Origin of the sequence: Chryseobacterium aquifrigidense (assembly GCF_006716485.1) — a bacterium.
GTDB lineage: Bacteria > Bacteroidota > Bacteroidia > Flavobacteriales > Weeksellaceae > Chryseobacterium > Chryseobacterium vietnamense.
The window spans coordinates 1,458,859-1,472,675 of sequence record NZ_VFPD01000001.1; the positions used below are offsets into that span (position 1 = coordinate 1,458,859).

Consider the following 13,817-nt stretch of genomic DNA (forward strand, 5'->3'; position numbering starts at 1 on the left):
TTTTGCGGTTAAAATTAATCAATGTAAAATTCAGACAGCTTCATTCTCAACCTAAAAAATGAAGAAAAAATGAAAAACAAAAAGCAGGGAAATTTTCTGCCTAAAGCAGGTATTATAGCATTTACATTTCTATTTTTTAACCTTGCAGAAGCACAGCAGCAGCTTATAGAGCTTAGCGGAAGCATCAAAAATACAGGAACACACAAAGGTCTCGATTCTGTAAAAGTACAGATCGAAAACACGCAGGATACTGCATTAACCGATCAATCGGGTAATTTTAAGCTCAGAACAAGGGTTACTATTCCATTCAGAGTGGTTATTCAGAAAGACGGGTTCAGCAGCCAGACGGTTGAGATCCTTTCGCCTTCCAACAAAATAACGGTGGGGCTTAGTCCTCAGAACACCATCATTGATGATGTTGTGATCTCCGCCTCAAGGGTTCCTGAAAAAATATTAAGATCACCGATAGCTATTGAAAAAATTGATATCAAAACGATCAGGGAAAGTCCGGCAGCATCGTTTTATGAAACCCTGGAAAATGTAAAAGGATTACAGCTTTTAACTTCCAGTCTTACTTTAAAAATCCCAAATTCAAGAGGATTTAACTCGCCTAATAATTTCCGTTTTATGCAGTTGGTAGACGGTGTAGATGTACAGTCTGCAACGCTGGGCGTACCATTGGGAAATGCAATAGGACCTACAGAACTGGATATCCAGTCGATGGAAGTCACTCCGGGAGCCGCTTCAGCATTGTACGGAATGAATGCCATTAACGGACTGGCGAGTTTACAGACCAAAGATCCGTTTACTTCTGAAGGAATAAGTGTATATTTCCGTGGCGGAGTGAATCATGTAGATAATGTCAACCATAAAATAAGTTCCCTGGGAGAAAGTGCCATCCGTTTTGCAAAGGTGATCAATAAAAACTTTGCAGTAAAGGTGAATGCTTCCTATTTCAACGGAACAGACTGGATTTCCAACAATCTTACCGATCAGAATTCCGGTTCATTGGTAACAGCCAATCCTAATTTTTCGCTGGCCAATAATCCGGCTGAAGATCTTTGGAATAAATACGGTGACGAAAGAAACAACCGTGTTGCCGTAAAAGTGGATTACAACGGTAAATCTACTACATTCAACGTTTCCAGAACAGGATATCTTGAAAAAGATCTTGTGAGTCCTGATGTGAAGAATATCAAATTCGATGCAGGATTATATTACCGTTTCGGAGACCAGTGGAGAACTTCTTACGTGTATCGTTACGGTTTGCTGGACGGAACTTTCCAGAGAGGAAATAAAATCCGTTTACAGAACGCCACGGTTCAGAACCATAAAGTAGAACTGACAGGAAGAGAATTAACTTTCAGAGCGTATGTATCCATAGAAAATACAGGAGATTCTTATAACCTGAAGCCTTTGGCAGACAATCTGGACCTTACGAATCTTTCCAATACAAACTGGAAAAATATATTTCAGTCTGCTCTTCAGAACAGCTTAAATGCTGGAACCAATCTTAATGACGCATTTATTCTCGCCCGTCAGGAAGCCGATAAAAACAGGGCAGTCCCTGGAACCGCAGCCTTTGAACAGTTAAAAAATACCATTATCGGAATCAATAACTGGGATTCAGCCAATGCAGGAGTAGCTGGAGCTCCGGCAACAGGAGGCGCAAAGCTTGAACAGAAATCCCGCTTTTATCAGGGTGAGCTTACCTATGATTTCAGCAGATTTGTGAAAATTTTCAGCCTTCTGGCTGGTGTGGATTACCGACTGTACAGCATTACTCCGGATGGAAATAACTTTGTTGATTTCAACCGTCCTGTGAGTGAAAGAAATATTCCTTTAGCCAACGGCACCTTCGGGAAAGATGTGATTTATCAGAAATATGGAGCTTTTGCACAGATTACCAAGCTTTTCTTTGATGATAAATTAAAAATCAATGCCGCATTACGTGTTGACAGAAACCCGGAGTTTGAAGCAAAGCTAAATCCAAGGATCAGTGTCGTGTATTCTCCCGTTAAAGAACATAATTTCAGGGCATCTTTTCAAAACGGATATCGTTTCCCTTCGTTATTTGAAGCTCTTTCTTTCGTGAACAACGGGAATGTAAGAAGAGTAGGAGGTCTTTCAAAAGTAAATGACGGATTAGGTTATCTGGAAAATTCTTATACACTGGCTTCTATTGACCGGTTCACCTCAGCGGTAAATGCAGATGTGGATGCAGGAAAAACCCAAAGCCAGGCTGCTCAGGATAATAAACAGCTTTTAACGGTAGCCAGTTTACAAAAACTACAGCCGGAAAAAATCAATTCATTTGAAGTAGGATATAAGTCTGTGTTTTTCAATAATAAACTGGTGCTGGACTGGGATTTCTATTACAATATCTACGAAGGATTCCTGGGACAGGTAGAAGTGGCAGTTCCAAAAAACAGCCAGGTGGGAAGCAATGCAGCCGTACTTGCGATGCTCGACAGAAGTAAACAAGACAGATACAGGGTTTATACCAATAGTAACAGCACTTACAAAAGTTATGGAACCTCTTTTGGAGTCCGGTATAATATTACAGGAAACTATAATATCAATACCAATGTTTCTTATAACGATCTTGCATCCAACAATACCTCAGACCTCTTTATTACTGCATTCAACACTCCAAAATGGATGGTAAACGTAAGTGTTGGAAACAGAGAAATCGTCAAGAATATAGGGTTTACCATTGTAGGAAGATGGCAGAGTGGCTTTACATGGGAAAGTCCGCTGGCATCCGGAGAAATTCCGGCTTATTATACGATTGATGCACAGGCAACATGGAAACTTCCTGAAATTCACGCAAATATTAAAATTGGAGCTACCAATTTGCTTAACCGCCGTTATTTCCAGTATGCAGCAGGCCCTGAAATCGGAGGCCTGTATTATCTCGCTTTTACGTATGACTTAAAACTGTAATCAGGATGAGCAATTCTTTATATCCCATATTTTTAAAACTTGAAAACCTGTCACTGCTGATCATTGGCGGTGGCAAGGTTGCCCTTGAAAAACTGGAGTCTGTATTGGGAAACTCTCCGGATACTTTCATCAAACTGGTGGCGAAAGAAATTATTCCTGAGGTCAGAGCCTTACAACATGAATTTTCTAATCTAACCCTGCATGAAAGAGGCTACGATGAGCATGATTTTAATGATGCCGATCTTGCCATTATTGCAGTAAATAATATTGAACTGGCAGGAGAAATCAGGGGAAAAGCCCAGCAAAAAAATGTATTGGTGAATATTGCTGACAAGCCTGATCTGTGTGATTTTTATTTAGGTTCCATTGTCAAAAAAGGAAGTCTTAAAATTGCCATTTCTACCAACGGAAAATCTCCTACCATCGCCAAAAGATTAAGGGAAACCTTTACCGAAGTCATTCCTGATGAAATGGATCATGTGTTGGATAATATGCAGCATATCCGGAACAAACTGACCGGAGATTTCAATTATAAAGTGAAGGAACTCAACAAAATCACTACGGAATATCTGTCCGATGGAAAAGCTTCTTCAAAACCGGATATGGAAATTGAAAAACTGATTAATATTACAAAAACAGCCCAAAGAAAAGCTAATATTTATCTCGCAATTATTGGTGTTTTACTTCTTTTCGGGTTATTTGGGCTTATGGTCTATCAGTTTAATCTTTCAGATGACCTCCAATATTTTCTGAACAAAGACGGTCATATCTTTTACTGGATGCTGTTTGCAGGCTTTATGGCGGAAATTGTCGCCGGATCTATGGGAATGGGCTATGGAGTGATCTGTACCACCATCCTTTTACTGCTGAATGTTCCACCACCTGTTGTGAGTGCAAGCATCCACTCTGCGGAATCCTTTACCACAGCAGCAGGAAGTTTCAGCCATTACAAACTGGGAAATGTCAATAAGAAAATGGTGTGGGTATTATTCCCGCTGGCTATTGTAGGTTCTGTTATCGGTGCATTAACGCTGTCTCATTACGGGGAACATTATGCTCATATTGTAAAGCCTATTATTGCCTGTTACACCTTGTATCTTGGAATTAATATCTTACGAAATGCATTTAAGGATAAAAAATCAGGACAAGCAAAAACCAAACGCAGAACCAATCTCAGAATATTAGGATTGGCAGGAGGTTTTATAGATTCTTTTGCTGGTGGCGGCTGGGGACCTTTGGTAACCGGAACGCTTATCAAAGAGGGAAGGATCCCCCGTTATGTCGTGGGAAGCTCCACTGTAGCCAAGTTTTTACTAACTGTAACAAGTGCAATAACATTTATTTTCACTATTGGAATTCATCACTGGAATATTGTTTTAGGACTTTTATTGGGTGGTGTTTTTACGGCTCCGTTTTCTGCGATGCTTACGGCAAAACTTCCTACAAAGAAAATGTTTGTTGTGGTAGGAATTGTGGTTATTCTGATGAGTCTTGTTACAATAACAAAGTCTTTTTTGTCATAAAAAAATTAAACGCAGAGATTTTAATGTTTTACTTTATTTTGAGGCATCAGGGGGGAAAATTAATGATGCAGTGTATTGACACTATCATTACTCATTTTTAGTAAAAATCTGAAACCATTAAAACTTTGCGTTTTCTTATTTTGAATGTTTTAAAACGCAAAGAATCTAATTGCTAATCTATAATTCAAGGAAGCAAAGTCAGAAATCAATAAATTGATTCTTTTTAAGCGTATGTATAGTCCAAAGCTTCATCAGCGACATGGTCGCGACTCTTTGCTGACTTTAGTAAAAATCTTCAAATACTTTAAACTTTGCGTTTTTTTTTATTGTTTTGTATGCTTTTTCGTAAATATTTTTATAACGCAAAGGCGCAACATGATTAAAAAAGGCTGCTATAAGGCGCAAGGATTTTATCTTCGATAAAATTAAATACAGGATATCTTAGTCTCTCATCAATTATTTAGATTTTGCAATTGATTCTTTTAAGTGGTGTATAATCCAAAGCTTCATCAACGACACAGTCGTAATCTTTGCTCACTTTATTAAAAAGCATACATCTTTAAACTTTGCGTTTTAATTGCATATTTTAAAGAAATTTAAATACATTATATCATTGTCCGCTTTTACTTTTCAAGTTCACGAATTACCACTTTAGCCATTTCTTTAGAGCTGAACGGATTTTGTCCCGTGATCAAATTACCATCCACCACAACATTGGAAGTCATTGGAATAAATGCTTTTTTGTAATGTACATTTCGTTCTTTAAGGGCTGCCTCAAGATTAAAGGGAACTTCATTTTTTCTTCTTGCCAATGTTTCTTCAAACCAGTCAAATCCCGTAATATTTTTACCTTTGATCATGTATTCTCCATCAGAAAGCTTTACGCTCACTAATCCTCCAACTCCATGACAGATCGCTGCGACCATTTTATTATTTTCATATTGGTCTCTTAATATAATCTGTAGCGTTGTATTATCAGGAAAGTCATACATTGTTCCATGCCCTCCAGCCAAATAAATGCAGTCGAAAGATTCATTCTTTACCTCATTGAGGCTTTTTGTATGTGCTAGTTCATTCATAAACCCTGGATTTTCATAATATTTTTTTGAAATTCCATCCAGGACCAGAGGTTTAAGGCTTTCCGGATCAACGGGAGTATTTCCGCCTTTCGGGGAAGCTATGTTAATCTGCCATCCTTTCCCCCTGGCAGCGTGATAAATATGGGTAAGCTCGCTCAGCCATAAGCCTGTTTTAAAGTTGCCGCTGGCATATTGATCTACGTTCGTTACGATTAGCAGTATTTTTTTCATCATGATAGTATTAATTAAAAGATTTCCTGAATTCTAACGGTGAAACAGCAGTTTGATTTTTAAATAAACGATGGAAAGACTGTGGATGTTCAAATCCTAAATTATACGCAATCTCAGAAACAGATAGTATTGTGGTTGAAAGCAGTTCTTTCGCCTTTTCTATTACTCTGTTCTGGATATGCTGCTGGGTAGTCTGTCCTGTATGCACTTTTAGCATATCGCTCAAATAATTAGGACTGATATTCATCTGTGACGCCATAAACTGTACGGTAGGAATACCATTAATCAATAATTTTTCATCTTTAAAATAATCATCGAGCAGATTTTCCAGCTGACTCAAAAGGTCATGGTTCACCTTTTTTCGGGTTAAAAACTGGCGGTTGTAGAATCTGTCACAGTATTTTAACAGCAAATCGATATTGGATACCAGTAAATCCTGGGTGAAACCATCCATATTAGCTTCTATCTCCCTGCTGATATTATCCATGATATCCGTTACGGATTTTTCTTCTTTTTCGGAGAGATACAAAGCTTCATTTGCAGTATAGGAGAAGTAGCCATAATCTTTTATTACAGAAGCTAACGGATATCCCTGCAGAAAGTCAGGGTGAATAACCAGCACGCTTCCTCTTACTTCGGAAAGCAGAATATCTTCAAACTGCAATACCTGGTGGGGAGCAATAAAATACATAATCCCATCTTGGAAATCATAATAATGCTGTCCGTATTTGCATCTGCCTGCACAATCCTTTTTAATGGAAACTACATAAAAATCCGTTGTCACTGAACTTAAAATAGTTTCAGGATCAATATTCACTTCATTAAAATCAAAGACACTGATCAAAGGGTTGGAAGGCCTTTTCAGATTCAGGTATCTGTGTAATGCAGTGATGGAGTTTACTTTTTCAGGAGCTTTCATTTTATTTCTTTTTTACCACCCCGTCAAAAATTCTTTGAATTTTCGCCACCCCTGCGAAGGAGGGGAATATTTTGCCTTTCGGTTGTGGTATTGGTGTTTCTAAGTTACTTATTTTAACGAAATTATTTTGCTGATTGCTGTTCTTTTTTGATCTGCTCAATTCCTCGTCTGTAAGTCGTCACCGCAAATTCCGGGAATCTCTTTCTGAATTTTGAGTCATCAAAAAGGTTGTCATGTTGATATCTCGGAAGCAGTTCCAGTAATTCTTTTGCATTTTTGTTGAATAAAGATCCTATTGTAAAAAACAGTTTCGGGATTACAGAATACCTGAATTCTTTTCCATAAACCTGAGAAGCAAAAGCAATAAATTCTTTATAATTCAGCTTATGATCATCTACCGGTAAATGCCATGTCTGTCCGTAGGCATCGGGTGTATTTCCGATCAAAGCAGTGGCACGGCTGGCATCAGGGGTCCAGATCAGGCTTCTTATCTTATCATCTCTCAAAGGAACTTTGAGTTTCTTATCCTCTTTAATAGCATTGAAAATAAGACTATTGGTAATACTCTGAGTTTTTCCGGGACCATAAAATTCAGGAGCTCTGCAGATAACAGCTTCTATGGTTCCGGCTTTCATTTCTTTTAAAAGCATTTCTGTCATCTGTTTTCTTATCATTCCTTTTCTTCCCACAGGAGCGAATCTGGTTTGCTCTGTTAACATCTCATTATTTTGAGGATACATATAAGTATTATCAAAATATACCAGCTTTGTTCCGTTGATTTTACAGGCTTCAATAACATTTTTCATGATGTTCAGAAACTGTCTTTCCCATAAATCCGTATCCATAGGAAGGCCAAGGGTAAAATAAGCGATTTCACTTCCTTTCACAGCTTCTATTGCTTTTTCTCTGTCTGATAAATCTGCTGAGAAAGCAGTATCTGTATCATTTACTTTTTTGGCATTTCTGCTGACAATACGGATATCTGAAGTGTAATTTCTTTTCAGTTCTCTTGCCAGTTCTTCACCAATCTGGCCATTGGCTCCTAATATAGTTTGCATCATTTTCTATTTTGAGGGTTATGTATTCCATTGAAAATAAACAAGATATTTTCAGCTGCTTCTATTTATGATACAAAATTCGGGCATAATTATAAAAACAGAGTAACTGAATCCATGGAAGTTGTAACATAATCTCTGAAGAGCGAAAGAAACATAAAAAATAATGCTGAGAAAGTAAAAATACAGCATTGAATCATTATTTTAACCACAAAAGGCACAAAAGTCTTAAACACTTCAATTTTTTCAGAGCCAAACCTTATGCGTAATAAGTACACCCTAAGTTTTGTGAAAATCAAAGATTTTCATCTTATGTGAACTTTCCTGCGGTATCATTTTAAACTTACTTAAATAACTTAAGTGCTTTAAAATGATACCTTTTGTGACTTTTGTGGTTTGGTGAAGTTTAAACAACTTTATAATAATCAGGTATAATTCTTTACTCTCTCAGCCTTACTGATCTTTATTTTTGGTCCAAAGTCAGGTAATTATCTTTAATTCTGCTGATCAGAATGTAGAACAATCCGGCATAGATCATCTGAATACCCATTGCTTCCCAGTTTTCAACCGTACTGCTACCAAAAAGCAGCAGAATTATCAGCGATGCTCCGGCCATAGTGGCAATACGGGTTTTAAAGCCAATGGTCAGCAGAAAGCCAATTGTAAATTCGAGAAAGGGGAGAGTGACACTAAAAAGATGAACCATTGGCTGCGGCAGCCAGCTTGTTTCAAAACCTTTCATCATTCCTGATGCAAAATCCTGTAGTTTCACCAAACGGACTAATCCGTGTCCTAAAAGATTGATTCCCATCGACACACGAAGGAAAAAATAAGCTGTTTTTGTATTCATATAGTAGTATTTTTTGGTTAGAAGAGGGATGTTTGAGGCTAGAAGTTATATATGTTATTCACTTTTATTGTGTTTATCATTTATTTCTTATTCTGTAATTTGTTTTTACGTACTTCAATCACTTCCTTCCTCAAGCTTCCAGCTTCCTTACTTATTAAACTTTTCTTCACTGTTATCAACAGGAGTATCAGGATCATTCATCACCATTTTAGCAATATCATCTTTTCTCATAAAGACTACCCCTTGCTTTTCTTTGGTATATTTTATAAATTCTTCCATGGCATGCATCATTGCGGGAGTTCCACCGATTCTGTCGTGAAAGCTAATACTCATCATTCTTCTTTTGGAAGCTCCTTCTTCATACAGACGGTCGAATTCAAATTTCAACTGAGTCAAAAACTGATCGGGGCTCCAGTGTTTTCCTTCAATATTGACAATATCATTATTCCGTAATGTGTAAGGGATTACGACAAAATTTTTCCCTTTTACTTTGGTAATGAAAGGCTCATCATGGCTCAGATCATCTATGTGGTACAAGAATCCCAGTTCCTGTAAAACTTTAAGCGTATTCGGGCCTCTTCTCAGCCAATTAGCATTATAACCTACCGCTTTCTTACCTGTAATTTTTTCAACAACATCTACGCCTTGTTTCACAAAATTCAACTCGTCAGCATAATTCTTGTTCCATTGATTGTCCCAGGCAATTCCATGGGCGGCAATTTCATGGCCTCCGTTCGCAATCGCTTTAGCCACTTCCGGATATTTTTCTGCGGCTGTTCCCACGACATGCGACGTTACTTTGATGTCGTATTTTTTCCACAGATCCAGCATTCTGTAAATTCCTTCATTTCCTCCGTAACGATACCAGCTTTCTGCCGGAAGATCGGGTTGCCCTTTAGGAAGGGGAGTTCCACTGAAAGGACTTTCTGCGCCCTCAGGCTGTCCACCAGTTTCAAACTGCATGGAAACGGAAATCACCAGCTGAGCCCCATTAGGCCAGTATTTTTTTGCTGAAGTCTGTGTTTCGTGTTGATCTTTTTTTGCTCTTTTATCTTTATTATGATCAGAAAAAGACATCAGAACAATTGTTGAAGCAAGCAATAGAACAGATTGTTTTATGTATTTCATTTTGAATGTATTTAATAAGACAAAATTGATCAATAATGAATCATAATATATTGTAAAAATTAATGGTAAATTTGTAAAAATCCATTTTTCATGAAACGAATCGTTAATTTCAATTCCTTTAATGTTTTCAGCATCGAAAAAGAAAACTGGGACGTTGAGTATCACAATCATAACTTTTATGAACTGATTATCATAGAAAAGGGAAAAGGATTTCACCACCTCAACAATATTACTTTCCCCTACCAAAAAGGAGATGTTTTTCTCCTGCGCCCCAGCGACGGGCATGAATTTTCCATTACCCATAAAACACGGTTCATTTATATAAAATTTACAGAACAATACATCTGGGAAAATCTACTCTCCAACAAGAAGAATGAGTTGAAAAAAGTGGTCCAGCTTCTGATGGAAGATCATTCTTTTGTATACGAATCGGTGATCAAATGTAAAACGGACAGGGAACATCTGTTACAGCTGGCCCGGATTCTTCTATACGAGTTCAGTCATAAAAACACTTATAATAAAGAGATAAGCTCAGATCTGTTTTCCGCCATTATTACGATTCTGATCCGGAACACGATGAGCAATATCACGGCTAAAAACTGGCTTACTCAAAACTTAAGCAGAATTGAAAGGATCTTGTACTATATCAACATCAATGCTTTAGATCCAGATAAAATGAAAATTGAAAATCTGGCCAAAGAGTTTATGCTTTCTCCCAATTATATCAGCATTTATATCAAAAAACAGACAGGTTTCTCCATACAGCAGCACATCATGCAGCATAAAATAAAAACGGCTGAAAAACTTTTACTTCAGAGTCATTATAATATCAGTGAAATTGCTGACAAGCTGGGGTTCAATGATGCCAGTCATTTCAATAAAATATTCAAAACGTATAAAGAAATGTCTCCTTCTGAGTTTAAAAAGAAAGGATTATCTTATTGATCATGAGGTTTATATATTTTTCATACCTTTAATAATCAAATCTTTAAGTCTATGAAAATAAGCGCAGGGATTTTGCTGTTTAAAAAGGAAAAAGACAATCTGTATTACTTTCTGGTACATCCCGGCGGTCCTTTCTGGAAAAGTAAAGACCTGGGATCGTGGTCTATTCCTAAAGGAGAAGTTTCTCCTGATGAAAGTTTATTGGAGCGTGCTTTGAAAGAATTTAAAGAAGAAACCGGTAAAACAATAGATGGGAAGTTTATCGAATTATCACCCATTAAACAGAAAGGAGGAAAAACCGTTTATGCCTGGGCTTTAGAAAGTGATCTTGAAACGATAGCCCTTTACAGCAATACTTTCCCTTTAGAATGGCCACCCAAATCCGGTAAAATATTGGAAGTTCCCGAAGTAGATCAATGGGAATGGTTTTCTTCAGAAGAAGCACGGAAACGCATAAATACTGCACAAAAAGATTTTATCATAGAGCTTGAAAGTATCATAAAAAATCAATAACACCTTAAAACAAAGACCATGAAAAAATTAAACAGAAGAACATTGAAAAACATTATCGGAGAAATCGGTATTGAACTTAATCTCCCTCTTCCTGTAGGCGTTTGCCTTGGAAACCTGCTTTCCCTATGCCCGCCTCATTCCCATTGCCGTGCAGATGAAAGATGTTATCCTGATGCTGCGGGCCCTTGCATCAACGGGCTGTGTCCTTCAGGATATCACTGCCATTCAGGAGAATGTGTAAGATAGTATATCAAAAAAATAAAACGTTTATCACCTGATAAACGTTTTTTATTATATCTAAAGTTTTACCTTATTATTCCGATTGCTTTTAACGCGCTGGATGTCAAGAATATATCATCAAATACCGTAAGTGATTCTACATCATTAAATCCTGAAGGAAGCAGGTCATTTTTATTGAAAGAAAGCTCTATCGATGCATCATAGGCAGCTGTAATACGAACTTTTGAATATCCGTTATAGTCAACTTGAAAACCTTCGAACATACAGTTCTGCTCTGCCTTCTGGTATTCTGCGTATTCTTCAAATCCTGCAACATCCGTTCTTTTCCCGTCATTATGATTCAGAGATTTCCATGCAGTATAATTCTTTGGTTCTTTCAGAATATTTCCTTCACGATCTAAGGGAACAAACATTCCAAGAGTCAAACGCTTTTTTAAAAAATTGGCATAATTATTCATCAGATTCAAAATCTGAAGATCGGCATATCCTTCATGTGAATAATATTCCAGCACGAAAGTGGTCATCGGAATCAGCTTATGAGAAGCATCAGTCGGCATAATGAGTTTTTACTTTTTTGGGCGATAAAAATAGTATTTTTATTTACGCTACCCAATGGAAACAGATGAATAGGATGGAATTTATACCCATTCTGAATAACAATAAGTTTAGGACATCCCCTCATTTTTCATTATTTTTGGAGGAATAACCATAGAACTCCTTTGTGAAAGACATAAAAGCTTTTACAGATACACATTACAATATGTTGAATAAGATACTTCTGGCAGCGGGCGTTTTTCAGTGCTGCTTTTATAATATTATAGCTCAGAATCCTGGCCAGCACCCGGTTTATACTTCGGAATGGGGACACCTTTATCGTGAAAATGAAAAAAGCAAAGATATTTTGGGAATCTTCTCTACTGAAGCTCCCGTTTATGTTCTGGATTCTACCCAAACCAAATACAAAGTACAGGTAAGCAACGGTGATATTGGCTTTATTGACCGTCAGCCATTACAAAAAAGCATGCGTGGGAAAAAGTCTGCTGGTGAACCCGCTCAGTATTTTTATAGAGGAAAAGAGGGATACCAATGTCCCCATTTTTATGTGCAGGTATCTGAGCTGCGTGTACGAAAAGAACCAACAACAGAAAGCATTCCAGTAAGAAGAGCCGCCTTAAATGAATTGGTCTGTATTGATTATGTTCCTTTATATGAGGACGGCTGGATCTATATAGGTGACCATTTTCATGAGAATCCTGAATATATTCAAATGAAATATCTGGGAACCGAACTTACCTACGACAAAATTCTGAAAGATTATCTTGCAGTGAAAGGTAAAACAAGGAGAAAGAATTGGCCCAGGTGGGAAGACTTCGTGAAATTGCATGGATTGAGGATAAAAACCTTAAACAGGCCTTACAATATTGGAAAGAATCTAATACCGGCGTAGAAAATCCAAAGATCGATATCGACTTTGAACTCCTTCTGGCAGATCAATTCGCAAAAAGACCGGGAACAGAAGCCTATGAAAAAAAATTAAAAGCTTTGAATCTGCATTTTATATGGAAGGAAACCTCCCTTTTTGACGGAAAAATTACAGACGAACAGATGAAACAGCTACAGATGCAGAAAGTGAAGGATATTCCTAATGTGCCGGAATGTGGCTGGGAACCTCAATATTTTTACAGAACACCCAATATCATTATTGCTTTTGAAGAATATAAAGGAAAAGTTTCCGGAAGTATCTACAAAATGTCCTTCAGTAATGGTGAAACTATAGTGTTAGGAAATGAACGTATGGATTCCCATTATGATGAAAAGAATTTTGTGACCCGTTTTGGTGATATGCTGTCTGCCCGATGGATTTCTTCTCCACACGAATATTACATTCAGAATGGTGATGCAGGGCTTTTTATTTTCACATTTAAAGATGGGAAACTTTTCAGCTATGAATGCATGTATTATTGTTAAATGAACTGTTAATCATATTGATCAATAGAAGCAGGTTTTAACCCGCTTATTTTATTATCTTCCATTCCAAGAGCTTCAGCCGAACCTATACGATATTAAGTTTCGGCTGAAGCCGATCTCTCTGTATGCAATTGTTAGAACGGGCTAAAGCCCGTTCCTATTGAATATTCGTACCGTTCTCAGATATGATACCGGATTAATATCAATAAAAGTAGTTTTAAGGCTTCTGCAAAATGTAGTCTACGTTAGGTTTCGGCTAAAGCTGATCCATCTGTATGTAATTATTAGAACGGGCTAAAGCCCGTTCCTATTGAATAATCATACCGCTCTCAGATATAATATCTGGTTTATGTATCAATAGAAGCGGGTTTTAACCCGCTTATTGATTAATGACCCTATCAAGGGCTTTAGCCAAAACTT

Annotated in this window: 13 protein-coding genes; 7 read left to right on the forward strand and 6 right to left on the reverse strand. The window is 37.4% G+C overall.

Translation table 11 applies throughout. The features are described 5' to 3' along the window. Positions 1-69: 69 nt before the first annotated feature. Complete coding sequence (locus FB551_RS06465; protein ID WP_142016157.1) at positions 70-2,946, forward strand: TonB-dependent receptor; 2,877 nt, start codon at positions 70-72, stop codon at positions 2,944-2,946. Between the two features lie 5 nt (positions 2,947-2,951). Then, positions 2,952-4,469, forward strand: a complete 1,518-nt coding sequence (locus FB551_RS06470; protein ID WP_142016160.1) for a TSUP family transporter — start codon at positions 2,952-2,954, stop codon at positions 4,467-4,469. Positions 4,470-5,092: 623 nt separating this feature from the next. On the opposite strand, the gene FB551_RS06475 is transcribed toward FB551_RS06470, so the two are convergent. The 5 genes from FB551_RS06475 to FB551_RS06495 all read right to left on the reverse strand — a co-directional run bounded on the left by FB551_RS06475 (position 5,093) and on the right by FB551_RS06495 (position 9,731). After that, positions 5,093-5,782 carry a type 1 glutamine amidotransferase domain-containing protein gene (locus FB551_RS06475; protein ID WP_226798632.1) on the reverse strand — a complete coding sequence of 230 codons (690 nt, stop codon included), beginning with the start codon at positions 5,780-5,782 and terminating at the stop codon, positions 5,093-5,095. Positions 5,783-5,789: 7 nt separating this feature from the next. Beyond that, entirely contained in the window at positions 5,790-6,698 is a 909-nt protein-coding gene (locus tag FB551_RS06480) for a helix-turn-helix domain-containing protein (protein ID WP_142016163.1), read from the reverse strand. 122 nt (positions 6,699-6,820) lie between these two features. Then, positions 6,821-7,756: an NAD-dependent epimerase/dehydratase family protein gene (locus tag FB551_RS06485; protein ID WP_142016166.1), complete on the reverse strand. Its 936-nt coding sequence runs from the start codon at positions 7,754-7,756 to the stop codon at positions 6,821-6,823. Between the two features lie 460 nt (positions 7,757-8,216). Then, the gene (locus tag FB551_RS06490; protein WP_142016169.1) at positions 8,217-8,603 is read right to left on the reverse strand and encodes a DoxX family protein; all 387 of its coding nucleotides are present in this window, start codon (positions 8,601-8,603) and stop codon (positions 8,217-8,219) included. A gap of 147 nt (positions 8,604-8,750) precedes the next feature. Continuing rightward, positions 8,751-9,731 (reverse strand): polysaccharide deacetylase family protein, encoded by a 981-nt coding sequence (locus FB551_RS06495; protein ID WP_142016172.1) that lies wholly within the window; start codon positions 9,729-9,731, stop codon positions 8,751-8,753. 90 nt (positions 9,732-9,821) lie between these two features. Between FB551_RS06495 and FB551_RS06500 the strand changes: the two genes are divergently transcribed. Genes FB551_RS06500 through FB551_RS06510 form a run of 3 tightly spaced genes read left to right on the forward strand, consistent with a single transcriptional unit; the run spans position 9,822 to position 11,435 of the window. Next, complete coding sequence (locus tag FB551_RS06500; RefSeq protein ID WP_142016175.1) at positions 9,822-10,676, forward strand: AraC family transcriptional regulator; 855 nt, start codon at positions 9,822-9,824, stop codon at positions 10,674-10,676. 51 nt (positions 10,677-10,727) lie between these two features. Further along, positions 10,728-11,189, forward strand: coding sequence for an NUDIX hydrolase (locus FB551_RS06505; protein WP_142016178.1), 462 nt, complete (start codon positions 10,728-10,730; stop codon positions 11,187-11,189). Between the two features lie 18 nt (positions 11,190-11,207). Further along, positions 11,208-11,435 carry a hypothetical protein gene (locus FB551_RS06510; protein WP_047430305.1) on the forward strand — a complete coding sequence of 76 codons (228 nt, stop codon included), beginning with the start codon at positions 11,208-11,210 and terminating at the stop codon, positions 11,433-11,435. 59 nt (positions 11,436-11,494) lie between these two features. On the opposite strand, the gene FB551_RS06515 is transcribed toward FB551_RS06510, so the two are convergent. Continuing rightward, complete coding sequence (locus FB551_RS06515) at positions 11,495-11,986, reverse strand: hypothetical protein (protein ID WP_142016180.1); 492 nt, start codon at positions 11,984-11,986, stop codon at positions 11,495-11,497. A gap of 203 nt (positions 11,987-12,189) precedes the next feature. Between FB551_RS06515 and FB551_RS06520 the strand changes: the two genes are divergently transcribed. After that, positions 12,190-12,876 (forward strand): hypothetical protein, encoded by a 687-nt coding sequence (locus FB551_RS06520; protein ID WP_142016182.1) that lies wholly within the window; start codon positions 12,190-12,192, stop codon positions 12,874-12,876. Further along, positions 12,789-13,397, forward strand: coding sequence for a hypothetical protein (locus FB551_RS06525; RefSeq protein ID WP_142016184.1), 609 nt, complete (start codon positions 12,789-12,791; stop codon positions 13,395-13,397). Before FB551_RS06520 ends, FB551_RS06525 begins: the two co-directional genes overlap by 88 nt. Positions 13,398-13,817 lie beyond the last annotated feature (420 nt).

Bases quoted from the DNA above. Each gene is read 5' to 3' on its own strand.
- FB551_RS06465 (WP_142016157.1), top strand. From the start codon at position 70: ATGAAAAACAAAAAGCAGGGAAATTTTCTGCCTAAAGCAGGTATTATA.
- FB551_RS06470 (WP_142016160.1), top strand. From the start codon at position 2,952: ATGAGCAATTCTTTATATCCCATATTTTTAAAACTTGAAAACCTGTCA.
- FB551_RS06475 (WP_226798632.1), bottom strand. From the start codon at position 5,782: ATGATGAAAAAAATACTGCTAATCGTAACGAACGTAGATCAATATGCC.
- FB551_RS06480 (WP_142016163.1), bottom strand. From the start codon at position 6,698: ATGAAAGCTCCTGAAAAAGTAAACTCCATCACTGCATTACACAGATAC.
- FB551_RS06485 (WP_142016166.1), bottom strand. From the start codon at position 7,756: ATGCAAACTATATTAGGAGCCAATGGCCAGATTGGTGAAGAACTGGCA.
- FB551_RS06490 (WP_142016169.1), bottom strand. From the start codon at position 8,603: ATGAATACAAAAACAGCTTATTTTTTCCTTCGTGTGTCGATGGGAATC.
- FB551_RS06495 (WP_142016172.1), bottom strand. From the start codon at position 9,731: ATGAAATACATAAAACAATCTGTTCTATTGCTTGCTTCAACAATTGTT.
- FB551_RS06500 (WP_142016175.1), top strand. From the start codon at position 9,822: ATGAAACGAATCGTTAATTTCAATTCCTTTAATGTTTTCAGCATCGAA.
- FB551_RS06505 (WP_142016178.1), top strand. From the start codon at position 10,728: ATGAAAATAAGCGCAGGGATTTTGCTGTTTAAAAAGGAAAAAGACAAT.
- FB551_RS06510 (WP_047430305.1), top strand. From the start codon at position 11,208: ATGAAAAAATTAAACAGAAGAACATTGAAAAACATTATCGGAGAAATC.
- FB551_RS06515 (WP_142016180.1), bottom strand. From the start codon at position 11,986: ATGCCGACTGATGCTTCTCATAAGCTGATTCCGATGACCACTTTCGTG.
- FB551_RS06520 (WP_142016182.1), top strand. From the start codon at position 12,190: ATGTTGAATAAGATACTTCTGGCAGCGGGCGTTTTTCAGTGCTGCTTT.